General features: G+C 67.9%; 20 protein-coding genes and 1 pseudogene. 6 read left to right on the top strand and 15 right to left on the bottom strand.

Features of this window, described 5'->3' with window-relative positions:
- Positions 1–20: 20 nt before the first annotated feature.
- Positions 21–2,939: an RND family transporter gene (locus A5747_RS22305; RefSeq protein ID WP_076128442.1), complete on the top strand. Its 2,919-nt coding sequence runs from the start codon at positions 21–23 to the stop codon at positions 2,937–2,939.
- Positions 2,940–2,953: 14 nt separating this feature from the next.
- Here the strand turns inward: A5747_RS22305 and A5747_RS22300 are convergent, their stop codons facing one another.
- The 4 genes from A5747_RS22300 to mutA form a co-directional block, all read right to left on the bottom strand.
- Complete coding sequence (locus A5747_RS22300; RefSeq protein ID WP_076128384.1) at positions 2,954–4,240, bottom strand: serine hydrolase domain-containing protein; 1,287 nt, start codon at positions 4,238–4,240, stop codon at positions 2,954–2,956.
- Positions 4,241–4,304: 64 nt separating this feature from the next.
- Positions 4,305–5,306: a methylmalonyl Co-A mutase-associated GTPase MeaB gene (meaB, locus tag A5747_RS22295; protein WP_076128382.1), complete on the bottom strand. Its 1,002-nt coding sequence runs from the start codon at positions 5,304–5,306 to the stop codon at positions 4,305–4,307.
- The gene (scpA, locus tag A5747_RS22290; protein WP_076128381.1) at positions 5,307–7,568 is read right to left on the bottom strand and encodes a methylmalonyl-CoA mutase; all 2,262 of its coding nucleotides are present in this window, start codon (positions 7,566–7,568) and stop codon (positions 5,307–5,309) included. It lies immediately after the preceding gene.
- Between the two features lie 5 nt (positions 7,569–7,573).
- The gene (gene mutA / locus A5747_RS22285; RefSeq protein ID WP_076128440.1) at positions 7,574–9,463 is read right to left on the bottom strand and encodes a methylmalonyl-CoA mutase small subunit; all 1,890 of its coding nucleotides are present in this window, start codon (positions 9,461–9,463) and stop codon (positions 7,574–7,576) included.
- 193 nt (positions 9,464–9,656) lie between these two features.
- Between mutA and A5747_RS22280 the strand changes: the two genes are divergently transcribed.
- The 3 genes from A5747_RS22280 (at position 9,657) to A5747_RS22270 (ending at position 11,670) form a co-directional block, all read left to right on the top strand.
- The gene (locus A5747_RS22280) at positions 9,657–10,427 is read left to right on the top strand and encodes a TVP38/TMEM64 family protein (protein WP_076128379.1); all 771 of its coding nucleotides are present in this window, start codon (positions 9,657–9,659) and stop codon (positions 10,425–10,427) included.
- 147 nt (positions 10,428–10,574) lie between these two features.
- The gene (locus tag A5747_RS22275; protein WP_369805172.1) at positions 10,575–11,366 is read left to right on the top strand and encodes an endopeptidase; all 792 of its coding nucleotides are present in this window, start codon (positions 10,575–10,577) and stop codon (positions 11,364–11,366) included.
- Positions 11,367–11,397: 31 nt separating this feature from the next.
- Entirely contained in the window at positions 11,398–11,670 is a 273-nt protein-coding gene (locus tag A5747_RS22270; protein ID WP_076128377.1) for a hypothetical protein, read from the top strand.
- A 5-nt stretch (positions 11,671–11,675) separates the two neighbouring features.
- Here A5747_RS22270 and A5747_RS22265 read toward each other — a convergent pair whose 3' ends face one another.
- Positions 11,676–13,073: an MFS transporter gene (locus A5747_RS22265; RefSeq protein WP_076128375.1), complete on the bottom strand. Its 1,398-nt coding sequence runs from the start codon at positions 13,071–13,073 to the stop codon at positions 11,676–11,678.
- 134 nt (positions 13,074–13,207) lie between these two features.
- Here A5747_RS22265 and A5747_RS22260 point away from each other — a divergent pair, with 134 nt between their 5' ends.
- The gene (locus A5747_RS22260; RefSeq protein WP_083700594.1) at positions 13,208–13,624 is read left to right on the top strand and encodes a nitroreductase family deazaflavin-dependent oxidoreductase; all 417 of its coding nucleotides are present in this window, start codon (positions 13,208–13,210) and stop codon (positions 13,622–13,624) included.
- A 35-nt stretch (positions 13,625–13,659) separates the two neighbouring features.
- Here A5747_RS22260 and A5747_RS22255 read toward each other — a convergent pair whose 3' ends face one another.
- On the bottom strand, positions 13,660–14,808 hold the full coding sequence (locus A5747_RS22255; RefSeq protein ID WP_139333350.1) for an SPFH domain-containing protein: 1,149 nt from the start codon (positions 14,806–14,808) through the stop codon (positions 13,660–13,662).
- A 49-nt stretch (positions 14,809–14,857) separates the two neighbouring features.
- The gene (locus A5747_RS22250; RefSeq protein ID WP_076128374.1) at positions 14,858–15,292 is read right to left on the bottom strand and encodes an NfeD family protein; all 435 of its coding nucleotides are present in this window, start codon (positions 15,290–15,292) and stop codon (positions 14,858–14,860) included.
- 57 nt (positions 15,293–15,349) lie between these two features.
- Here A5747_RS22250 and A5747_RS22245 point away from each other — a divergent pair, with 57 nt between their 5' ends.
- Positions 15,350–16,255: a hypothetical protein gene (locus A5747_RS22245; protein WP_076128372.1), complete on the top strand. Its 906-nt coding sequence runs from the start codon at positions 15,350–15,352 to the stop codon at positions 16,253–16,255.
- Here the strand turns inward: A5747_RS22245 and A5747_RS22240 are convergent.
- From A5747_RS22240 to A5747_RS22205, 8 genes and pseudogenes are all read right to left on the bottom strand, one after another.
- Positions 16,221–17,274, bottom strand: a pseudogene (locus A5747_RS22240) (ferrochelatase). The gene A5747_RS22245 and the pseudogene A5747_RS22240 overlap by 35 nt on opposite strands.
- 6 nt (positions 17,275–17,280) lie before the next feature.
- Positions 17,281–18,090 (bottom strand): NADH-dependent enoyl-ACP reductase InhA, encoded by an 810-nt coding sequence (gene inhA, locus A5747_RS22235; protein ID WP_076128369.1) that lies wholly within the window; start codon positions 18,088–18,090, stop codon positions 17,281–17,283.
- A gap of 22 nt (positions 18,091–18,112) precedes the next feature.
- Positions 18,113–18,880, bottom strand: coding sequence for a beta-ketoacyl-ACP reductase (fabG, locus tag A5747_RS22230; RefSeq protein WP_076128367.1), 768 nt, complete (start codon positions 18,878–18,880; stop codon positions 18,113–18,115).
- Positions 18,881–19,022: 142 nt separating this feature from the next.
- Positions 19,023–20,030, bottom strand: coding sequence for a VWA domain-containing protein (locus tag A5747_RS22225; RefSeq protein WP_076128365.1), 1,008 nt, complete (start codon positions 20,028–20,030; stop codon positions 19,023–19,025).
- A complete protein-coding gene (locus tag A5747_RS22220; protein ID WP_076062884.1) occupies positions 20,027–20,983 on the bottom strand; it encodes a DUF58 domain-containing protein in 957 nt (318 codons plus the stop codon). Before A5747_RS22220 ends, A5747_RS22225 begins: the two co-directional genes overlap by 4 nt.
- Positions 20,980–22,113, bottom strand: a complete 1,134-nt coding sequence (locus tag A5747_RS22215) for a MoxR family ATPase (RefSeq protein WP_076128363.1) — start codon at positions 22,111–22,113, stop codon at positions 20,980–20,982. The genes A5747_RS22220 and A5747_RS22215 overlap by 4 nt, the downstream gene beginning before the upstream one ends.
- Positions 22,114–22,233: 120 nt before the next feature.
- Positions 22,234–22,980 carry an NlpC/P60 family peptidoglycan endopeptidase RipB gene (gene ripB / locus A5747_RS22210; RefSeq protein WP_076128361.1) on the bottom strand — a complete coding sequence of 249 codons (747 nt, stop codon included), beginning with the start codon at positions 22,978–22,980 and terminating at the stop codon, positions 22,234–22,236.
- A 9-nt stretch (positions 22,981–22,989) separates the two neighbouring features.
- The coding region (locus A5747_RS22205; protein WP_142245690.1) for an NlpC/P60 family protein at positions 22,990–23,694 on the bottom strand (705 nt) is incomplete at its 5' end.

Here is a 23,694-nt window from a genome sequence, read left to right as displayed (position 1 = left end):
CGGACTACCCGGTTGAGCCCATGAGCACCGAACGCCAGCAGGTTCCGTTCCTCGCGCGGTCGATCCGCAGGCTCTCGATTCCCATCATCCTGTCCTGGGTCGGGCTGGTTCTCCTTGTCACCCTGGCGATTCCATCGCTGGAGCACGTCGGAGAGGAGCACTCGGTACCACTGAGCCCTCAAGACGCGCCGTCGGTGCTGGCGATGAAGCGCATGGGCAAGGACTTCAAGGAATCCGATTCGGACAGCTTCGCGATGGTCGTGCTGGAGGGGCAGAAGCCCCTCGGTGAGGACGCACACGCCTACTACGCCAAACTGATTCGCGACTTACGCAGCGACACAAAGCATGTCGAGCACGTGCAGGACTTGTGGGGAGATCGGCTCACGGCGGCGGGCGCGCAGAGCGCGGACGCCAAGGCCGCCTACGCGCAGTTGAATCTGGCCGGCAACCAGGGCACGACCCTGGGACAGGAATCGGTGGCCGCGGTCCGCAACATCGTCGGCCGAACAGCGCCGCCGCCCGGTGTGGGGGTCTATGTGACGGGCCCATCGGCGCTCGTCACGGACATGCAGCACAGCGGCAATAAATCCATTCTGAAGATCACCGCGATCACCATCGCGATGATTTTTGCGATGCTGTTCCTCGTCTACCGCTCGATCATCACCGTGGTCCTGTTGCTGGTAATGGTCGGCGTCGAACTGGGGGCGGCACGCGGGATCGTCGCATTTCTCGGCCATTACGATTTTCTTTCGCTCTCGACGTTTGCGATCAACCTGCTGGTGTCCCTCGGGATCGCCGTGGGAACCGACTACGGCATCTTCTTCTTCGGCCGATATCACGAGGCACGCCAGGCCGGCGAGGATCCGGAAACGGCCTACTACACGACCTACCGCGGGGTGGCTCCCGTCGTGCTGGCCTCCGGTTTGACGATCGCCGGGGCGGTCCTGTGCCTGAGCTTCACCCGAATGCCCATCTTCCAGACCATCGGCGTGCCGTGCGCGGTGGGCATGGTGGTGGCGGTCGCCGTCGCGCTCACCCTGGTCCCGGCGGTTCTGACGGTGGGCAGCGGGTTCGGGCTGTTCGATCCCAAGCGCAGGATCGGGTTCGGACGATGGCGCCGGGTCGGCACGGCGATCGTCCGCTGGCCGGGCCCGATTCTCGTCGCGACGCTCGCGGTGGCGCTGGTCGGTCTGGTGACCCTGCCGGGCTACAAGACGAGTTACAACGACCGGCTCTACATACCCAAGGACATTCCGGCGAATATTGGGTATGCGGCCGCGGATCGTCATTTTTCGCAGTCCCGGATGATGCCCGAAATCCTGATGGTCGAGTCGAATCACGACATGCGCAACCCGGCGGATTTCCTCGTGTTACACAAGCTCGCCAAGGCGATTTTCCGGGTGCCGGGCATTTCTCGGGTGCAGGCCATAACACGGCCCGAGGGAACACCGATCGAGCACACCTCGATCCCGTTCCTGCTCAGCATGCAAAACGCGAGTCAGCTGCAAAACATGCATTATATGCAGTTGCGCGCCGATGACATGCTGAAGCAAGCCGACCTGATGACGCAACAAATCGCGACGATGAAGCGCTTGTACGAGTATCAGGCGCAGCTCACCGAGATCACGCACCACTCGATCGTCGAGACCAAGGAAATGTCCGAGGTCGTGCACGAGCTGCGGAATCATGCCGCGGATTTCGAGGATTTCTGGCGACCGATCCGAAGCTACTTCTACTGGGAAAAGCACTGCTACGACATCCCCATCTGCTGGTCGCTGCGGTCGATATTCGACACGCTCGACGGCATCGACGAGATCAGCGACAAAACCGACGACCTTGTGAAGGACCTCGACCAGCTGGACGCGTTGTTGCCGCAGCTGCTGGAGCAGTTCCCGCCGATGATCGCGATGGCGGAGGACGCGCGGAAGATGATCCTGACGATGCACAGCACCATGGCCGGCACCCTCAACGGGATAGATGAATCAGGCGACAACGCCACCGCAATGGGCCAGGCGTTCGACGCGTCGAAGAACGACGACACCTTCTATCTGCCCCCGGAGGTTTTCCAGAACGCGGACTTCCAGCGCGCGATGACGTCCTTCCTGTCTCCGGATGGGAAAGCGGCTCGCTTCATCATTTCGCACAAGGGCGATCCGGCGACGCCGGAGGGCATAGCGCGCATCGATCAGATCAGGACGGCCGCCCAGGAGGCGCTCAAGACCACTCCCCTGGAGGACTCCAAGATCTACATCGCCGGCACCGCATCGACCTTCAAGGACTTCCATGACGGTGCCAAGTACGACCTCTATATCGCTGGGATCGGCGCGCTCTGCCTGATTTTCATCATCATGCTCATCATCACCCGAAGTTTTATCGCCGCACTGGTCATCGTGGGCACGGTGGCGGTTTCGCTGGGGGCATCGTTCGGGCTTTCGGTGCTGATCTGGCAGTACGTTCTGGGCTTCAAATTGCACTGGATGGTGCTGCCGATGTCGGTGATCGTCCTGCTGGCGGTCGGGTCCGACTACAACCTGCTGTTGGTATCCCGCATGAAAGAGGAAATACTCGGCGGCATCAACACGGGCATCGTCCGCGCGATGGGCGGTACCGGCAAGGTCGTGACGAACGCCGGCCTGGTGTTCGCCTTCACCATGGCCTCGATGGCGGTCAGCGATCTGCGGATCATCGGGCAGGTCGGCACGACCATCGGCCTGGGCTTGATGTTCGACACCCTGGTGGTGCGGTCGTTCATGACGCCGTCGATCGCCGCGCTGCTCGGGCGGTGGTTCTGGTGGCCGCAGCGGGTCCGCCCGCGCCCGGCCAGCCAGATGCTTCGGTCTCTCCCGCCGCGCCCGGTGGTGCGGACACTGCTTGGGCCTGGGCCGAAGTTCCACGGCGACGACGCCGACACGACGCCGTTCCGCAGGCCGTCCTTCTAATCAGCCCCGCCGGGTCAGCCGGCGACGGGCTCCGGCTCACCGAACGGGGAACCGAACTCGGTCACCGGCCGGAAGCCGTTTCTGCGCGCCCGCGCGACGCCGCGCCGGATCAGATTGCCGAGCGTGGCCAGTCCGGTGTGGTCCAGCACCAGGAAAGGCGACAGCAGCCGGTTGTGCACGAAGGAGAACGCCACCCCGCTCTGCGGGTCGGCCCACCCCAGCGAGCCGCCCATCCCGACGTGGCCGAAGCCGGGCATCACATTCCCGAACGGCACGCTGTGGTAGCCGAGGTGAAATGACAACGGCACCATAATGTTTCGGTCACGCCGCAGACTTCGGCGGCCGGTCAGCCCGGCGACCAACTCGCGGGACAGGAATCGGGTGCCGTCGATCTCGCCACCGTTGGCGATCGCACCGTACATCCGCGCCAGGCCGCGGGCCGTGGCCACGCCGTTGGCGGCCGGCATCTCGGCGTCCAGCAGCGGAATCTCGCCTTTCACGGCGGCCGTGAGGCCGTCGAAGTACATCGAGCGGAATCCCCCGGACAGTCGGGTGCCGAGCTTGACCACCGCATAGTTGACGGCCGGAATGCCGGGCATGTTCTGCGGCGTGATGATCTCGGCGACCCGGGTCGGCGCCTCGGCGGGCGGCCGGCCCAGGTGCAGGCCGTCGGTGTCCAACGGCTGGGCGAGCTCCTCGCGGATCAGCTCGCGCATGCCCTTTCCGGTCACCGCTCGCGCCAGCCCCGACATCAGCCAGCCGTAGGTCAGCGCGTGGTATGCCGGTTTGCCAAGAAAGCGTCCTGGGGCCGCGGCCGCCAGCCGTTCCTCCATCACGAGGTGATCCAGCAAGTCATCTCGGGTGGCGCCGCGCAACCCGGACAACCCGGCCCGGTGCCTCATCACGTCGCGCACCGTCAGGAACGACTTGCCGTTGGCGCCGAACTCCGGCCAGTACTCGGCGACAGGAGCGTCGTAGTCGATCAGTCCGCGATCGGCGAGTCGGTGGATGACGGTGGACGTCATGCCCTTGGTCGCGGAGAAGACCATCGGCGCGGTATCGGCCTGCCACGGCTGCCGACCGCGCCGGTCCGACCAGCCAGTCCACACGTCGACGACGGGCTGGCCGTCGAGATAGACCGCCAGCGCCCCGCCGCCGAATCGGCGTCCGGGGAAGGTGCTCGCGAAGCCGCGTACGACGCACGAAAAATTTGGGTCCGCCGTGCCGGACACACGATGCCCTGCGCCGCGGGAATCGTGAGAAGGGACCGCACGGAGATCGACCCGGGACTGCACTGTCACACTGTCAAATTTACTTGGATTTCATACTTTACGTACGGCAAACAGCGACTTAGTTGCCTTTCCGTTAGCCGGACGCAACGTCGAGTATGCGTTGCGCGGCCATGGCCGGCGTCAACTCCCCCGCCTTGACCTGACGCTCCAGGTCGGCGCGGATCTTGCGCACCGCGGGGTTGGACAGCACCCGGTCGAGCACCGTGTCGCGGACCATCTGCCAGGTCCAGTCGACTTGCTGGTCTCGGCGACGAGCTTCGAATTCGCCGGCGTCGGCGAGCACCTGGCGATGACGCTCGACGGTGTCCCACAGTTCCGTCAGGCCTGTCCCCTGCATTGCGCTCATAGTGAGAACCGGTGGGCGCCAAAGCGTTTCACGCGGGTAGATCAGCCTGATGGCCGCGGCAAGCTCCCGGGCGGCAATCCGCGCGTCGGCCAGGTGCTCGCCGTCGGCCTTGTTCACCACCACGACGTCGGCCAGCTCGAGTACCCCCTTCTTGATGCCCTGCAGTTGATCGCCGGCGCGCGCCAGGGTCAACAAGACAAACGTGTCGACCATGTTCGCCACGGCCACCTCGGACTGCCCAACGCCGACGGTTTCAATCAGGATCACGTCGAATCCGGCGGCTTCCAGTAGCACGACGGTCTCCCGGGTGGCCTTTGCCACCCCGCCCAGCGTCCCCGAGGTCGGCGAGGGCCGGATGTAGGCGTCGGCGTGCTGGGCCAGCCGCGCCATCCGGGTCTTATCGCCCAGGATCGAACCGCCGGTGCGGGTCGACGAGGGGTCCACCGCCAGCACCGCCACCCGGTGCCCCTGATCGATCAGATGCATGCCCAGCGACTCGATGGTGGTGGACTTGCCCACGCCCGGAACCCCGGTGATGCCGACCCGATGCGCGTTTCCGGAGTGCGGCAGCAATGTCAGCAACAGCTGCTGCGCCTGGTCACGGTGATCGGGACGGGTCGACTCCAGCAGGGTGATGGCCCGAGGCAGCGCGGCGCGATCGCCGCTGCGGACGGCGGCCGCCAACCCGTCGACGGTGTCGTCGGCATTGTTGTCCGGGTCGGGTGCCATCTAGGTGAGCGTGTACCCCAACCGCTCGGCGAGCTTGTTCAGCAAGCCGATCGCCGCCTCGGAGATCACCGTTCCCGGCGGGAAGATGGCGGCGGCTCCGGCGGCGTACAGCTCGTCGAAGTCACCCGGCGGAATGACGCCCCCGACCACGATCATGATGTCGGGCCGGCCCACCTCGGCCAGCGCGTCGCGCAGCGCCGGCACCAACGTCGAATGCCCGGCGGCCAGCGATGACACCCCGATGACATGCACGTCGTTGTCGGCGGCCTGGCGGGCTACCTCTTCGGGGGTGGAGAACAGCGATCCGACGTCCACGTCGAACCCGATGTCGGCGAACGCCGTCGCGATCACCTTCTGGCCGCGGTCGTGGCCGTCCTGGCCCATCTTGGCCACCAGGATTCGCGGCCGGCGACCGTCGGCCTCCGCGAACTTCTCGACGAGTTCGGTCGCCTTGGAAAGCGGGGTGATGCTGTCACCTCCTCCGGCTTCGTCGCGGTAGACCCCGGCGATCGTACGGATCTCAGCCTGGTGGCGCCCGTAGACGCGCTCCAGCGCGTCGGAGATCTCGCCCACGGTGGCCTTGGCCCGGGCCGCGTCGATGGCCAGTGCCAGCAGATTATTGCCCAGACCATCATCACCGGCGCGACCGTGGGCCGCGGCGGCGCGGGACAGCTCGGCCAGGGCCGCGTCGACCGCCGACTGATCCCGGCTCGCGCGCAGCTCCTGCAGTTTGGCCAGCTGCTCGGCCCGAACCCGGCTGTTTTCGACCTTGAGGACCTCGATGTCCTGGTCCTCGTCGACCTGGTACTTGTTGACCCCGATCACGGGCTGAATGCCCGAGTCGATGCGGGCCTGGGTGCGCGCGGCGGCCTCCTCGATGCGCAACTTGGGGATGCCGTCGCTGATCGCCTGGGCCATGCCGCCGTGCTCGGCCACCTCGGCGATGTGCGCGCGGGCCCGCTGCGCGAGCTGATGGGTCAGCCACTCCACGTAATACGAGCCGCCCCACGGGTCGATCGGCCGCGTGGTGCCCGACTCCTGCTGCAACACCAGCTGGGTGTTGCGGGCGATGCGGGCCGAGAAGTCGGTGGGCAGCGCCAGGGCCTCGTCCAGGGCGTTGGTGTGCAGCGACTGCGTGTGGCCCTGGGTCGCGGCCATCGCCTCGATACAGGTGCGCGCGACGTTGTTGAATGCGTCCTGCGCGGTCAGCGACCAGCCCGAGGTCTGCGAATGGGTGCGCAGCGACAGCGATTTCGGGTCTTTCGCGCCGAATCCGGCGACCAGCTCGCTCCACAGCAGCCGGCCGGCCCGCAGCTTGGCGACCTCCATGAAGAAGTTCATCCCGATGCCCCAGAAGAAGGACAGCCGCGGGGCGAACTTGTCGATGTCGAGCCCGGCGTCCAGGCCCGCCTTGATGTAGTCGACGCCGTCGGCCAGGGTGTATGCCAGCTCCAAATCGGCTGTGGCTCCGGCTTCTTGGATATGGTAGCCGGAGATCGAGATCGAGTTGAACTTCGGCATCTTGGCGCTGGTGTAGGCGAAGATGTCGGAGATGATGCGCATCGACGGCTTCGGCGGATAGATGTAGGTGTTGCGCACCATGAATTCTTTGAGGATGTCGTTCTGGATGGTGCCGGCCAGTTTCTCCGGCGGCACCCCCTGCTCCTCGGCGGCCACCACGTACAGCGCCAGGATCGGCAGCACCGCGCCGTTCATCGTCATCGACACCGACACCGTCGACAGGTCGATGCCGTCGAACAGCTGCCGCATGTCGAGGATGGAATCGATTGCCACCCCGGCCATTCCGACGTCGCCCTGGACGCGGGGGTGGTCGGAGTCGTAACCGCGGTGCGTGGCCAGGTCGAAGGCCACCGACAGGCCCTTCTGGCCGGCGGCGAGGTTGCGACGATAGAACGCGTTGGAATCCGCGGCGGTGGAGAATCCGGCGTACTGGCGGATCGTCCAGGGCTGGTTGACATACATCGTCGGATACGGGCCCCGCACAAACGGCGGCTCGCCCGGGAAACTGTTCAGCGGGTAGCCCTCGGCCGCCGCCGCGGCCCGGTCGGCGGCGATGTAGACCGGCTTGACCTCAATGCCTTCCGGTGTATGCCAGGCCAGCTGGTCGGGTGTGCATCCCTGCGCCGACGCGGTCGCGGCGACGTGGGATTCCACCGCGGCTTCGGTGGGTGGCCGCACATCGCGGTCGCCGTGCAGCGGGATGTCGGAGAAGCTGCCGATCGCAGCGGTGCTCGTGGTCATTGCGGCTAGGCTCCCAATCGGGTGAGCAGATTCGAAAGGGCTTCGACCGCATCGATTTTCGCGGTCAGGAACTCGTCGGGCCGGTCCCCGGTGTCGTCGAGGTCCCCCACTGCCTTTTCGGGTCCCGCGAGGTAAATCCGTGACACGCCGGCGCTTCGGGCCGCCTCGACAACCCCGCCCGCCTCTTCGCGGTACCGCTTGTCGGTGCCGCACAGCACCGCCACGCTGGGCGACCCGGCATCGGCGACGGCGGCGGCGACACCGGCGGCGTCAACGGTTCCCGGGTTGACCGCCTCGATACCACCCGAGGCCAACAGGTTTGACGCAAACGTGGCCCGGACGTTGTGCTCGGCCAGGGGGCCCAGCGGCAGCAGCAACGCGCGCGGTCGCGCACCCGTGCGGGCGAGGTAGCTGTCCGAGCGGTCGCGCAGCGCCTCGAATGCGGCGGCGTAGCGCTGAACGTTGCCGGCGGCGCGCAGCGCGACCGACGAATCACCTTGCGGCTCACCTTGTTTCAGAGGCGGTTCCGCGAGGTTGGGGAATTCGTTGACGCCGGTGATCGCGGTGCGGCGATGCGCGATGTCGTCGGCGCGTCGTGCGGCGATGTCGGCGATCTGATCGGCGACGTAGCCGCGGGCGTCGGCGAATCCGCCGCGCGCCTCGATGGCCTGGAAGTGCTCCCAGGCCTGCCGGGCCAGCTGCTCGGTGAGGTCCTCGACGAACCACGAACCGCCGGCCGGGTCGAGCACCCGCCCGACGTGTGACTCCTCCAGGAGCAGCAGCTGGGTGTTGCGGGCGATCCGGCGCGAAAAGCTCGCCGCCGTACCGGGAAAGCCACCCGGGACCGCCACGTCGAACGGAAAGACCAGCACCGTGTCGGCGCCGCCGACGCCCGCTCCGAAGGCGGCCAGCGTGCAGCGCAGCATGTTCACCCACGGGTCGCGCTGCGTCATCATCGGCAGCGACGTCTCCGCGTGCACGACCGTCGCCCCGCCGTCGGGACTGCCGACGACCTCGGCGACCCGCGCCCACAGCTGACGGAACGCCCGCATCTTGGCGAGGGTCATGAACTGGTCGTCGTCGGCGGCCAGCCGGAAGCTGATCTGCCCCAGCGACTCGTCGACCGGTATGCCGGATTCGGTGAGCACCCGAAGGTAGGCCACGCCGGCCGCGACGCTGCCGGCAAGCTCCCAGCTCGCATTGGCGCCGAGATTGTGGAACGCGGGCCCGTCGACGGTGATCGCGCGCACCCCCGGCTCGCGGGCCGCTCGCGAGGCGACGGCGACGACCTCGGCGGTCGCGGGCGCGGGACGGTCACTCAGCTCCGCCGTCAGCGGGTCGGCCCCCAGGTCGACCGACAGAGTGGCGCGGTTCTCGGGTTCCAGGCCGGCGATCATGGCCAGGACGACGTCGCTGGCCGCCGAGAAGTCTGCCCCCGCATCGAGGATCACCGGGGCCAGGTTCAGGTACACGCCCGCCAGCAGGCCCTCGAGCTGGTTCGCCGCCACGCCCGACTCGCCCACCCGGATCAGCAGCGCGCTGACGCCGTCGGTGAGCGCGGCCAGCACCGCCGCGTTCGCATCACCGGCGGCGGTCCCGGCGGCGGGAAAGACCTCGGCGACCTTCCAGCCGGACGTGACGTCACGCAATGCGTCCGCGCCGCGCACGTAGGGCCACTCGCCGGGCAGCGGCGGCTCGGGCAACTCGTCGAACGCGGTATAGAGGGGCCGAACGGCAAACCCGTCGTAGGTCGCGGCATCCAGCAGGTGCTCGGGCTGGTCCCCCAACTCGGTGGGGTCGCGCCGGGTGCTCTTGGACAGCACGCCGGCAACCGCGCCGCGCCAGCGCTCGCGAACCTGTTCCAGCTCCGCGAGCTCGGGTACATCAATGGACACCGACTGCTCCTGTTTTCGCAGCAATTGGCAACATTGCTTCGGTTTGCCTGAAGAAAACGTCACTTACTAATGAGGCTAATTGATTGCCCCCGTCGCGAAAAAACGGTGAGGCGCGGCGATCCGGGCCTGCCGGGGGCGAAACGCCAGCTACGGGAAACGAGTTATTTACCTCGGCCCCGTAACCTTAGGACGCGTGACGGCCCCCGCCACCGGCAAAATCACCGATACGCTGCGAGATCTCGGCAGCGCGATCGGCGCCACCGCCCGCCAGCTGTCCCGGCCGCGGGTGGTGGCGACAGTGGTCGGTATCACAGTGCTGGCCGCGGCGGCCACCTGGCTTCCGCTGCCTTCGCCGGTGCAGATGCGTGATTGGGCGGAGTCGGTGGGCCCCTGGTTCCCATTGGCGTTCCTGCTCGCGCACATCGTGGCCACCGTCGTGCCGGTCCCCCGCACGGCCTTCACCCTGGCCGCGGGGCTGCTGTTCGGCCCGGTGCTGGGGGTGCTGATCGCGGTGGTCGCCAGCACCTGCAGCGCGGTGATCGCGCTCTATCTGGTGCGCGCGGCCGGCTGGCGGCTGAACCGCCTGGTGCGCCACCGTTCGATCGACACTGTGGACGCGCGGCTGCGGCAGCGGGGCTGGCTGGCCGTCCTGTCGTTGCGGCTGATTCCGGCCGTACCGTTTTCGGCGATCAACTACGCCGCAGGCGCGTCCGCCGTACGGGTACTGCCCTACACGCTGGCCACGCTGGGCGGCCTGCTGCCCGGCACCACCGCCGTGGTGATCCTCGGCGACGCGCTCGCCGGTCACCCCAGCTCGCTGCTGTACCTGGTTTCGGTGTGCACGGGTGCTTTGGGGCTGACCGGGCTGGTCGTCGAGATACGCCACTTTCGCCAGCACCACCGCCGCGCTGCGCGGCGCGCGCCGCACAACGAGCCCGCCGCCGAGCCGGCCATCGTCAGCTGACCCCCCGGCGCTATTGAACGTGCCGCCCGTTGCCTGAAAGATCTACAGGATGGTGAGGGTTCGCGAGCTCGCGAGCCGGGGGGCCGTGGTGTCGTGACGGGCGCAGCCCTGCCCGTCGTCAATCGGATCAAGCCGCGGCGTCCGAGAATGCACACCTCGCTGCTGACGCTGGCCATCCTGTTCAGCTCCGCCGCACTGGTGGCGGCCGTGTGCTTGCTGCCCAGGCCCGCCGACACGACCCAAGCGCCCCCGTCGCCCGCCCTATCGCCCATCGCCTTGCCCGCGGCAAGTGCGATCGGCCCCGGTGTGGGCATCTACGTCGAGTACGCCGACGGTTCGGGCGGAATGGGTTGCACCGCAGGGTTTTTGGTGCGCACCGCGGTGGGTCAGACCGGCGTTCTCACCGCCGGTCACTGCAACAGGCCCGGCCAACCCAGCAAGGTGGTGGTGAACCTCGCGGGCATCCTCCCGTACACGACATTTGGCGTGTTCGCGCGGACGGTCAGCGAGGGAGTTCGCAGCGAAGAACACGACATCGGGCTGATCATGCTCGACGGTGACGTCGTGCCGCAGGCCTCGGCCATCGCCGGCTCGCTGCCCGTTTCCGGCGTCGCGCGCGAACTGCAATTCGGCCAGCACCTGTGCAAGTTCGGCATGAGCACCGGGGAAGCCATCTGCGGGCAGGTCCTGGATCTCACCGACAGCAAGGTCACGTTTGCGGCGCCCGGCCGATGCGGCGATTCGGGCGGCCCCGTCTATCTCGTGCAAAGCGACGGCACCGCCGCCGCGGTCGGCATCGACATCCGCGGTTTCAATCCCGCCAAGCCCGACGCCGGGTGCTCGGCCCCGGCCAAATTCTCCGTCGCCGAGCTGGTGCAGCCGTGGCTCGACACGTGGAACCTCACCGCGGTGACCTCCCCACCGGCCGCGGCACACTGACGATCGGCTAACCAACGATACGAGGAGCCAGATGACCTCCGAGAACACGAATTACGCCCCGGCACGGCGGTTTTCCTCCGCGGCGGTGATCGGCGCCGGGCTGGTCGGATTGGTGATCGGTGCGATCGCCGTCTTCGCGATAACCGGGTTGGTCTGGACGGTCCGGGTGCAGCTGCCGCCCCCGCCGTATCCGCCGCCGCTGTCGTCGAACGGGCCCGGTTGCGTGTATCCCGCTCCGTCGGTGTCGAGCACCGCGCCCGCGGTCGTCCCCGCGCCGCCCGTGCCGCCGCTGCCGCACGCATAGCGCCGCTATTCCGGACGCGGCGATCCGACGAGGTCGCGAAACTCGTCGGGGTCCACCGATGGCCCGGAGCCCAGCAGCGGTTTGCCGGCCACTTCCGGTGTGAAGATCAGGGTGACGGCGCCCACGAGACCGGCGAACATCAGCATGTACGCCGGCATCATCGGGTTGCCGGTCCCAGCGACGAGAGTCTCGGCGAGCAGCGGGGTGGTGCCGCCGAAGGCGGACACCGCGATGTTGAATCCGATCGACACCGCGCCGTAGCGCACGTGGGTGGGAAACAGCGCGGGCAGGATCGCCGGCTCGAGGCTGCTCAGGAACAGCATGGGCAGGCCGACGAGCGCGACGCCGGCGAACTTCGCCGGATAGTCCCCGCCGAACCGCATCAGCGTGAAGGCCGGCAACGAGACCGCCATGAGCAGGCCACATCCCGTCCACATCAGCGGTTTGACGCCGATGCGGTCCGACAGCATCGCGACGAGCAGCACCCCGATCGTCAGGACGGCCAGCACCACCAGGACCATCACCAGGGCGGCGGTGTCCCCCACGCCGGCGGTCTTCTTCAGGTAGGTCGGCACGTACCCGCTGACCATGTAGCTGGTGTCGGTGACCGCGAGCTCCACCCCAAGGCAGATCAGCAGCCCCTTCCACTGCCGCACGACGGTCAGCACGAATTGGGTGCGCACGGAGATGGGCAACGCAACCTTGTGCACCTTCTCGTATCCGGGCGACTCGTCGATCCGCGAGCGCAGGTACACCGCGATCAGGCCGAGCGGCGCCGCCAGGAGAAACGGTATGCGCCAGCCCCAGGTCAGCATGTCGGCGCTCGGCAGCACGGTCTGCAGCCCGGTGACCAGCGTGGCGCCCACGACGAAGCCGGCGAGCGTGCCGACCGGCAGGAATCCGGCCAGCATGCCCCGTTTGTGATCCGGGGCGTGTTCGGCGATGAAGGTCATGGCGCCCGCGTACTCCCCGCCCGACGACAGGCCCTGACCGATACGAATGACCGTGAGCAGGATGGGCGCCCAGATTCCGATCGTGTGGAAGCCGGGCAGTACGCCGGTGGCGGCCCCGCACACGGCCATCAGCGAGATCGTCATCACCAAGACCGGCTTGCGCCCGATGCGGTCGCCGAGCGGGCCGAAGATGAACCCGCCGAGGGGCCGAACGACGAATCCCGCCGTCATCGTGCCGAAGGTGGCGATCAAGTTGCCCGCGCCGGAGTTTTCCCCGGGATAGAACGTCTCGGCAAGCAGGGTGGCGACCAGGCTGAAGAGGGTGAAGTCGTACGCCTCCATGAAATTGCCGATCGCCGTGCCCTGGATCGACCGATGCGTCGCGCGTCTATCGGCGACCCGGACGTCGTCGCGCGTCCAGGTCGGGCGGTGGCCCGCTTTCCGGTTCATCGAGGGTGTCCATACCCGAAACTCGCGGCGCCTACGCCGTCGGCGCGGGCTGGAAGGATGGAAACATGCCCGAACCGTCTTCCCGATCCCGGTTGGCCCGCACCGGCGCCCGGCTGCTGCGCTCGCGGCGGCTCATGCGCGCACCGGTCTGGATGTATCGGGCCCGGGCGGGCGCGCTGTTCGGCTCGCGCATCCTGATGCTCGAACACATCGGCCGCAAGTCCGGTGTGCCGCGCTACGCCGTGTTGGAGGTGGTCGATCACCCGTCCGCCGACGTCTACGTCGTCGCTTCCGGATTCGGCCGAAAAGCGCAGTGGTTCAGCAACATTGCGGCCAACCCGCGGGTCCGGGTATACGTCGGGAGCCGTGCGCCGAGGCGCGCCACCGCACGAGTCCTCGACCAAGCCGAGGCCGACCGAATGCTTGCGGCCTACCGCGGCCGGCATCCGCGTTCGTGGGAGCGATTCCGGCCCGTGCTCGAAGACACGCTCGGCGAGCGGATCACCGACACCGACACGCCGCTGCCGATGGTCGAGTTGCGTCTGGATTAGGTGTTCGGCGAAGCCAAAGCGCCCGTCCGCCAATCCTATTGAGTCAACTCCGGCGGTGCCGCGCCCGGTTGGCCGTCCACGGGCTGGCGGGCTATCGCCTCGGCCTTGGCGACCGCCTGGGCGATGGCCGGGTCGGTGTCGGTCGAGAACCAGTCGGCGACGTCGGCGTCGTCGTCGGACGCGTGCTTGGGTGTGTCGTCGACCGGCGACGGCTCGAACCGGAACACCCCGTCCTGACCCGGCGTGCCCAGCAGCCTGGTGAATCCCTGCAGCGCCGCGCTGAAATCGCTGGGCACCACCCACACCTTGTTGGCGCTGCCCTGCGCCATTTTCGGCAGCGTCTGCAGGTACTGGTAGGCCAGCATCTCCGGGGTGGGCCGGCCGGCCTTGATCGCGGCGAACGTCTTCTCGATGGCCTTGGCCTGCCCCTGCGCCTGCAGGTAGGCCGCGGCGCGCTCGCCCTGGGCGCGCAACATCCGGGACTGCCGTTCGGCCTCGGCGGCCAGGATCGCGGCCTGCTTGGCGCCCTCGGCCGCCAGGATCTGGGCCTGCTTGGCGCCCTCCGCTTCCTTGATCGACGACTCGCGCATGCCCTCGGCGGTCAGGATCATCGCCCGCTTCTCCCGGTCGGCCTTCATCTGCTTTTCCATCGAGGCCTGAATCGACGGCGGCGGGTCGATACTGCGCAGCTCGACCCGGGCCACCCGCAGGCCCCAGCGGCCGGTCGCCTCGTCGAGTACGCCGCGCAGCTGGGCGTTGATCTGATCGCGCGAGGTCAGCGTTTGCTCCAGCGTCATGCCGCCGACGACGTTGCGCAGCGTGGTCGTGGTGAGCTGTTCGACCCCGACGATGTAGTTGCTGATCTCGTAGACCGCCGCCTGCGGCACGGTGACCTGGAAGTAGACCACGGTGTCGATGTTCAACGTCAGGTTGTCCTCGGTGATCACCGGCTGCGGCGGGAACGACACCACCCGCTCGCGCAGGTCCACGCGCGCCCGGACGCGGTCGATGAACGGCACCAACAACGTCAGCTGTCCGCTGACCGTGCGGCTGTACCGACCCAGCCGTTCGATCACCGCGGCTTCGGCCTGCGGTATCAACGCAACCGACTTGGCCACCACGATGATCGCAAAAATCACCAGGACGGCCAGCAACACCAAACCAGCTACCGCACCACCTTGCACCGGAGTTCCTTTCTCTCGCAGCGTTTCTCGCAGCGTCTATGCCGAGGGACTACACGCGTCTGAAAACCACCGCCGTAGCGCCTTCGATGTGCGTGACGGTGACCGACTCACCCGGTTCGTACACATCGTCGTCGTTGAGAGGACGAGCCGTCCAAACCTGGCCGTCGAGTTTCACCCGGCCCTCGTCGCGGGCAATCCGATCGAGCACCAGCGCGCTTTTGCCCTCCAGCGCCTTGATGCCCGTCGGCAGTGTCTCCGGGGGTGTCAGCCGCCGCCGCAGCGCCGGTCGCACCAGCGCGAGCAGTAGCACGGACACGATCAAAAACACCGCCCCGTCGACCCAGAGCGGCGCATCCGTAAGCCAGCTGGTTGCCGACGCGGCCAGCGCACCGCCGCCGAGCATCAGCAAGAACATATGGCCGCTGAGCGCCTCCGCACCGGCCAGCACCAGCGCGAATATTAGCCAGATCACAGCGACCGCCATGCGGCCAGAATACGCGTGATCGGCCTTCGCCGGGCCAAACAACTACACTGCGAGATCATGTGGTGTCCGAGTGTTTCCCTGTCCCTGTGGGCCAACGCCTGGCTCGCGGGCAGGGCCGCGCCCGACGACGTTTTGGACGCGTTATCCCTATGGGCACCAAAGCAATCGGTTAGCGCGTATGATGCCGTGGCCGCGGGCCACACCGGGCTGCCCTGGCCCGAGGTCCACGATGCCGGGACGGTTTCGCTGTTGCAGACGCTGCGCGCCGCGGTCGGCCGGCCGACGACGTCGGCGGCTGCCCCACGCGGGTTGCGCGGAACGATCAACATGGTTTTGCCGGTGCCCGGCGACGTGCGCGGGCTGGCCGCGGGCACGCAGTTCGAGCACGACGCCCTGGCCGCGGGCGAGGCGGTGATCATCAGCAACCCGGACGATCGCGCCACAGCCGTCGGCCTGGTGCCCGAGTTCCGTTACCGCGATGCCGAGGACGATCCCGTCGACAATGGGCCGGACTTTCCGGAACTCTCCGCACTGTCGTGGACGGTGTACTCGCTGCCCGGCGCACCCGTGTTCGACCATCACGAGCTGGGCGACGCCGAATACGGGTTGCGGTCGGCCGTGCGCTCGGCCGCCGACGCACTGGGCACCATCGGCCTGGGATCCGCCGCGGCCGACGTCGACGATCCGCGCGGGCTTGTCGAGCAGCTGCTGGAATCCACCCGGCAACACCGGATTCCGGACCATGCGCCGTCGCGCGCGTTGCGGGTGCTGGAGAACGCGGCGCACGTCGACGCGATCATCGCCGTCAGCGCCGGGCTCAGCCGGTCGCCCGGAGCCGCCGGCCCGCAGTCGTCGTCGGAGGCTCGGATCGCCAGCGATGCGCTGCGGCCGCTGACCGCGGTGGTGCGTTCGGCGCGGATTGCCGCGGTCAACGCGATCCTGCACTCGGCCTGGGACGACTAACCGCATTCCGCCGCAACGCAATGCGGTGGTCGGCACGGTTCGCCGTTCACGCTGGCGAGGCAGCCGGGCACCGGTTCGGGCCCACTCACCCGGGCCGGCGCAAGGTCGAACCGGAGTTCGTCGATCAAGCTCGCGGCCAGCCGGGCGAATCGTCGATCGGCGTTGGGGGTCGTGGCGCGGGCGAACGCCATCCCCGTCGCCTCGGCCTGTGCTCGCAATTCCTGGTCGAGGTCCCACACCACCTCGATGTGATCGGAGACGAACCCGATCGGGCAGACGACGACGGACCCGGTGCCCGCGGTGGCGAGCGTCGTCAGATGGTCGGCGACATCGGGTTCCAGCCACGGCACCTGTGGCGGGCCCGATCGGGACTGCCACGCCAGGTCGTAGGCGCCGTATCCGGCGGCCGCCGCGACCAGCCTTGCGGCGTAGGCGACTTGGCGGCTGTAGAGCCGCGGGCCGCAGCGCTGGTCGGCGGCCACCGGGACCGAATGCGCGGTGAACACCAGCCGAGCGTCGCCGCGTAACCCATCGGGCAGCGTGTCGGCGGCCGCCGCGATGGCGTCGGCGAACATCTCGACGAAAAGCGGATGGTCGAAGTACGGCCGCAGTTTCACCAACTCGGGCGCCTCCGGGCCGGTGACCCGCCGGGCCCGGGCAATGTCCTCCACATACTGCGTGCAACTGGAATAACCGCTCCACGCCGACGTGGTGAACACCGCCGCACGACGAATACCGTTGTCTCGCATCGTCGCAACGGACTCTTCGACGTAGGGTTCCCAGTTGCGGTTGCCGAAATAGACCGGCAGGTCCTGTTCGGCCTGAAGTTGCGCGATCAGCGCCCGGTTGATGCCATTGATCGGCGATACCCCGCCGAAATGCAGGTAGTGCTCGGCGACGTCGTCCAGCCGCTCGGGCGGCACGCCCCGGCCGCGGGTGACATTCTCCAGGAACGGCTGGACCTGCTCCGGCCCCTCCGGTCCGCCGAACGACAGCAGCAGGACCGCGTCGAATTCCATTGCCGTCTAGAGCAATTGGGTGCTAGCGCCGCCATCGGCGTAGATGATGGTTCCGGTGGTCGCCGGCAGCCACTCGGAGAGCACCGCGCAGACCGTCTTGGCGACCGGCGTCGGATCCTTCATGTTCCAGCCGATCGGTGCGCGCTGGTCCCAGCCCTCTTCCAGCAGCTGCATCTGGGCGCCGGCCTCCTCGCCGAGCGCTCCACCCACGATCGCGCTCATCGCGAGCGTTCGGATCGGGCCCGCGGCAACGAGATTGGACCGCACACCGAACTTGCCGGCCTCGCGCGCCACGAACCGGTTGACCGATTCCAGCGCGCTCTTGGCCACGGTCATCCAGTTATAGGCCGGCATCGCCCGGGTCGGGTCGAAGTCCATACCGACGATGGAGCCGCCGGGGTTCATGATCGGCAGCAGCGCCTTGGCCAGCGAAGCATACGAATACGCGGAGATGTGGATGCCCTTGGAGACATCCTCGTAGGGCGCGTCGAAGAACGGGTTGATGCCCATCCCGGTCTGCGGCATGAACCCGATCGAATGCACGACACCGTCGAGCTTGTTGCCCTCGCCGATTTCGGCGGTCACCCGCTCGGCCAGGGTGTCCAAGTGCTCCTGGTTCTGCACGTCGAGTTCGATCAGCGGGGCCTTCTCCGGAAGCCGGTCGGCGATGCGCTGGATCAGCCGCAACCGGTCGAATCCGGTCAGCACCAACTGCGCCCCGGCCTCCTGCGCCGCCTTTGCGATGTGGAACGCGATCGACGAGTCGGTGATGATCCCGGAGACGAGAACCCGTTTGCCTTCAAGCAGTCCTGTCATGTCCGTCCTTATATCTGGGGCCTCAGTGGCCCATGCCCATGCCGCCGTCGACCGGGATGACCGCGCCGGCGATGTAGCTCGCGTCCTCGGACGCGAGGAAGCTGACTACCCCGGCGACCTCGGCGGCGGTGCCGACGCGCTTCGCGGGGATGAACTCGAGCGCACCCGCCTGGATCCGCTCGTCCAGCGCGCGGGTCATCTCGGTGTCGATGTAGCCCGGGGCAACCACATTCGCGGTCACGCCGGCCTTGGACAATTCCCGGGAGATCGAGCGGGCCATGCCGATCAGCCCGGCCTTGGCGGCCGCATAGTTGGACTGGTTGCCAATCCCCCAGCTGCCGGAGACCGAGCCCACGTAGATGATCCGGCCGAACCGCTTTTTCTGCATGCTGCGCGCCGCGCGCTGGGTCACCCGGAACGCCCCGGTGAGGTTGGTGTTGATGACCTCTTCGAACCGCTCCTCGGTCATCCGGATGAGGAACGCGTCCTTGGAGATGCCGGCGTTGGACACCAGCACCTCGACCGCGCCCTGGTGCTCCTCGACCTCTTTGAAGGCGCGATCGACGGCGTCGTTGTCGGTGACGTCGCACTCCACGCCGAACAGCCCCTCGGGCGCCCCGGATCCGCGATGCGTGATGGCCACCTTGTGGCCGTCGGCGGCCAGCCGCTGCGCGATGGCCAGACCGATCCCCCGGTTTCCGCCCGTCACCAGCACGGAACGGGATACGAATGCGGGTTTGCCGCCCTGGGCGGCGATCTCGGTGGCCTTCTCAGTGGCTGTGTCAGTCACCCGGCCAACTTAGCGTCTCGCTGCGGCGGGGCCGAAATCGGCTGGCCGGGCTGCCGAACGTGAAGCTACGGCGAAATCCGGCCCGAATTTTCGCCGTGGCTTCACGCTCGGCGAAATCGAGGCGACACACGGCGCGGGAAAGTTAGGTGGGCAGCCGGCGGTTGATCAGCAGCGCCGCCAGCGCCGCCAGCGCCAGCACCAGCGCACCCAGCCGCACCCAGCCCACGCTCGCGTCGCCCTTGATCGTCTCGTAGCCGATCTGCTGCTGCAGCGTCGCGTACACCGACTTCAGTTCCTCCAAGCTGCCGGCGTTGTGCCAACTTCCACCGGATAGCTCGGCGACCTTCTTCATCGTGGAGTCGTCGACGGGCACCGGCTGGCGCTGGTCGTTGATCTCGACGAAGCCGTACGGGGTGCCGAACGAGATCGTCGAGATCGGCACGCCCTGGTCCTTGGCAGTGCGTGCGGCGGTGAATGCGCCCTTCGGATTGTCCGGGTTGGTCGGCATCGTCTCCTTGCCGTCGGAGAACAACACGATGCGTGCCGGCGGCGGCTTGTCCCCACCGCCGATCACCGCGCCCACCGTCGCGATGGCCTGCAGCGCGGTGAAGATGCCCTCTCCTGTGGCGGTGCGGTCGGCGAACTGCAGCTTGTCCAGCCCGACCTTGGTCGCCTCCCGGTTGGTCGTCGGTTGTACCAACACCGTGGCGGTCCCGGCATATTCGATCAGCCCGAGGTTGATCCCGGGCGTCAGCTCGTCGGCGAACTGTTTGGCCGCCTCCTGCGCGGCCGCCATCCGGTTGGGCTGCACGTCGGTGGCCCGCATGGACTGCGACACGTCGATCACCAGCATCACCACGGCGCGGTTGCGCGGGATCCGCACATCGTTCGTCGGCCCCGCCATCGCGATGGTGAACAGCACCAGCGACGCCACCAGCAGGATCGCCGGCAGATGCCGCCACTTGGCGGGCCGCTTCGGGGCGACGCTTTCCAGCAGCTCCATGTTGGCGAACCGCAACATCCGACGCTGCCGCGCCAATTGCATCAGGACATACAGCGCGGCCAAGCCGAAGACCACGAAAAAGAACAGGAAAAACCACGGGTGGTCGAAGCCAGACAACGACATCGGCCCCAGCACGGGCAGCGTCACTGGCGTCCCGCCATCGCCCCGCGGCGGCGGGACTCGACGAAGCGAACGATGTCGGCAATCCAGTCTCGGTCGGTGCGCAGCGTCAAAACCGGTGCGCCGCAACCACGAATCGTGCGCGACACCTCGGTGCGATGCGCCGCGGCCGCCTTGGCGAAGTCGTCGCGCAGCTGGGCGTCGATGGTGAATTCTCGGGTGACCCCGGTTTCGGCGTCCTGCAGCACGACATCACCGACGTCGGGCAGTTCGACATCGCGGGGATCGAGCACCTCGATGGCCAGCACCTCGTGGCGGGCCGCGATCGCCCGCAGCGGGCGCATCCAGTTGATCGGCCCGAGGAAATCGCTGATGATCACGGCCATTCCACGACGGCGTTCAGGCCGGCGCAGCGCATCGATCGCGGTCGCCAGATCCCCCCGGACCCCGACGGGCGCCTTGGGCGTCGTCGCGATGGTCCGCAACAGCGTCTGCTCGTGCTGGCGTCCGGAGCGGGCCGGCACCCGGGTGATGGTCGCGCCGGTGGCGACGATCGCGCCGATCCGGTTGCCGCCGCCGCTGTTGAGGAACGTGATGGCCGCGGCGGCCGCCACCGCCAGGTCGCGCTTTTCGCAGACCGTGGTGCCGAAGTCGAGGCTCGCCGACATGTCGATCACCAGCCAGGTCTCCAGCTCGCGGTCGGCGATCATCTGCCGGACGTGCGGGTGCGTGGTGCGCGCCGTGACGGCCCAGTCCATCCGCCGGACGTCGTCGCCGGGCTGGTACTCCCGCGACTCACCCGGCTCCGACCCCGGCCCCGGAATCAGGCCGAGGTGGTCGCCGTGTAGGACACCGTCGAGCTTGCGCTTGACGGTCAGCTCGAGGTTGCGCAGCGCCGCCGCCAGCTTCGGGTCGTCGATCTGCCCGCGCTCGAACGACGGCGGATGGACGACCGCGCGCGTCGGTTTGGGATCGGTCACCGACCGCTAGCCGCCACGGTCTGCATCACCGGGGGTACCGAATGACCTTGCTGGGGAACGGCATTCACCTGCGGCAGGGCGACGGTCTGCAGGACGCGATTGATCACGATCTCCGGCGAGATCTCGTCGGCGAGCGCATCGTAGGTCAGCACCAGCCGGTGCCGCAGGACGTCGGGAATGACCTCGACGACGTCCTGCGGGATCACGTAGTCGCGGCCGCGCACCAGCGCCAGCGAGCGCGCCCCGGCGATGATGCCCAGCGACGCGCGCGGCGACGCACCGAACGCGACCCAGGTTTTGACGTCGTTCATCCCCAGCTGCTCCGGGTACCGGGTGGCCATCACGACGCGCACCACATAGTCGACCAGCGCGTGATGGACGAAGACGTTGGCCGCGATGTCCTGCAGCCGCACCAGATCGCCGGTATTGAGGATCTGTTTGGGCTGCGGCGGGCTCACCCCCATGCGGTAGATGATCTCCCGCTCCTCTTCGGCTGACGGGTAGCCGACGTTGATCTTGAACAGGAAGCGGTCCCGCTGCGCCTCGGGCAACGGGTAGACGCCCTCGTGCTCGATCGGGTTCTGCGTGGCCATCACCAGGAACGGGTTGGGCAGCGGGAAGGTCTTGCCGCCGATCGACACGTGGCGTTCCTGCATGACCTCCAGCAGCGCCGACTGCACCTTCGCCGGCGCGCGGTTGATCTCGTCGGCGAGCAGGAAGTTGACCACCACCGGCCCGAGTTCGGTGTCGAACTCCTCCTTGCCCTGGCGGTAGATGCGGGTACCGATGATGTCGGTGGGCACCAGGTCGGGCGTGAACTGGATGCGGGCGAACGTCCCGCCGACCACGCGCGCGAACGTCTCCACCGCCAGCGTCTTGGCCACGCCGGGAACACCCTCGAGCAGCACATGCCCCTTGGACAGCAGGCCGACCAGCATGCGCTCCACCAGCTGGTCCTGGCCGACGATGATCCGCTTGACCTCGAAGATGGCGCGTTCGAGCGTGTGTACCTCGGCGGCCAATCCGTCGGCGCCGCCGCTCGAGGGCGCCTGATGGGCCGGTGAGCCGGATTGCCCGCCCTGGCCCGAGTAACCGCTGGCGCCCGGGGGCGGCCCACCTGCTGATGTCATCAAGAACCCTCCACGTTCAATCGGACACGACTGCCGGGCAGCGACGTGCCCTCGTCCAACTATTCCAGGCCTGCCGGTTCCCGTCGACGCTCGCCCAGCTGATGGCTCGCTGGCCTGCGATCAGTACTCGATGATCCTAGTCAGGAACGGCGTCATGCCGGGGGTGCGAACCGGACTGACCGTAACCTTGCCGGCGAGGCTGGAAGCCTCGAGCATCTGGCCGTTCCCGAGGTACATGGTGACGTGCTGGCCGCCGCCGGGCCCGTAGAAGATCAGGTCGCCGCGCCTGGCCTCGCTGGGAGGAATGTGGCGCCCGGCGTTGTACTGGTCACCGGAGAACCGTGGGATCAGCACGCCGACCCCGGCGAAGCCGTAACGCATCAGGCCCGAGCAGTCGAAGCCGTTGATGTTGGCGCCGTCGCCCACGCCCTTGCTGGGGCCGTCGAGCGAGCCGCCGCCCCACGAGTAGGGCACGCCCATCTGCGAGCCCATGCGCTTGATCACGTACTCGATGGCCTGGCGGCCGTAGACCCGCGGGATCTTGCTGCCGGGATTGGTGGGGGGCGCGGCGGACGGAGCGGGATCGCCGCCGAGGTTGATCCCCAGGGTTCCGAGAAACTGCTTGCCCAGATCCAGGGTGGTCTGGGTGGCCTGGGCGGTGGCCGCCAGCGACTGGTTCGCGACGGCGAGCGGATCTCCCGGCGCGCCGGCGCTGATGGTGGCGGGCAGTGTTGGGTCCCACGCGCCGGGATCGGCGCTAGCCAAGGGAGCGGGCGCGGCGACAGACAACATCAGCCCGATCACCACCGCGGGGAGCGCCCCCAGCTTGGAAGCCAAGTTGAGTGCGCGAAAACGCTTATGCCGCATAGCTCCTCGTCACCAATCGATGTAGCGGACCACGTAGGGCGTCATGCCGCTGGTGCGCACGGGCGCGACGCGTACCTTCAGGCCGATGTCGGGCGCCTCGAGCATCTGGCCGTCGCCGAGATAGATCGTCACGTGCTGGCTGCCGCCGGGGCCGTAGAAGATGACGTCGCCGCGGCGCATCTGTGACGACGGGATTTTGCGGCCCAGGTTGTACTGCGAACCCGAGTAGTGCGGCAGCTTGATGCCGACCCCGGCGAACGAATACAAGACCAGGCCCGAACAGTCGAAGCCGGTGATCCCGGCGCCGGAGTCGATTCCCTTGCTGGGCCCGGCGGCGTTGCCACCACCCCAGGAGTAGGGCACGCCGATCTGCGACATGCCGCGGCGGATCACGTACTCGGTGGCCTGCCGCCCGTACACGCGCGGGATGCGGCTGGTGCCGTTCGGGGTGGCGTTGGTGATGCCGGTGTCGTCGGGCTTGAGGATGCCCAGCTGCTGCAGAAAGCTGCGGCCCATGCCGGCGGTGACCTGCGTCGAGGTCGCCGAGATGCCGAGCACCTGGTTGATGACCGCGATCGGGTCGCCGGGGACGTTGGCGCTGGGGATCATCGGCAACGTCGGATCCCAGCCGTCCCACTGGCGCCCGCCGACGGGCGGCGCACCGCCCGGCGCACCGGGGTCCCATCGGTCGCCGGACGCCGGGAACCCCGGCCC

The sequence above is a fragment of the Mycobacterium sp. IS-836 genome (genome assembly GCF_001954275.1).
Lineage (GTDB): Bacteria > Actinomycetota > Actinomycetes > Mycobacteriales > Mycobacteriaceae > Mycobacterium.
The sequence above is the reverse complement of the archived record's forward strand: the minus strand, read 5'-3'. Positions and strand labels throughout refer to the sequence as shown.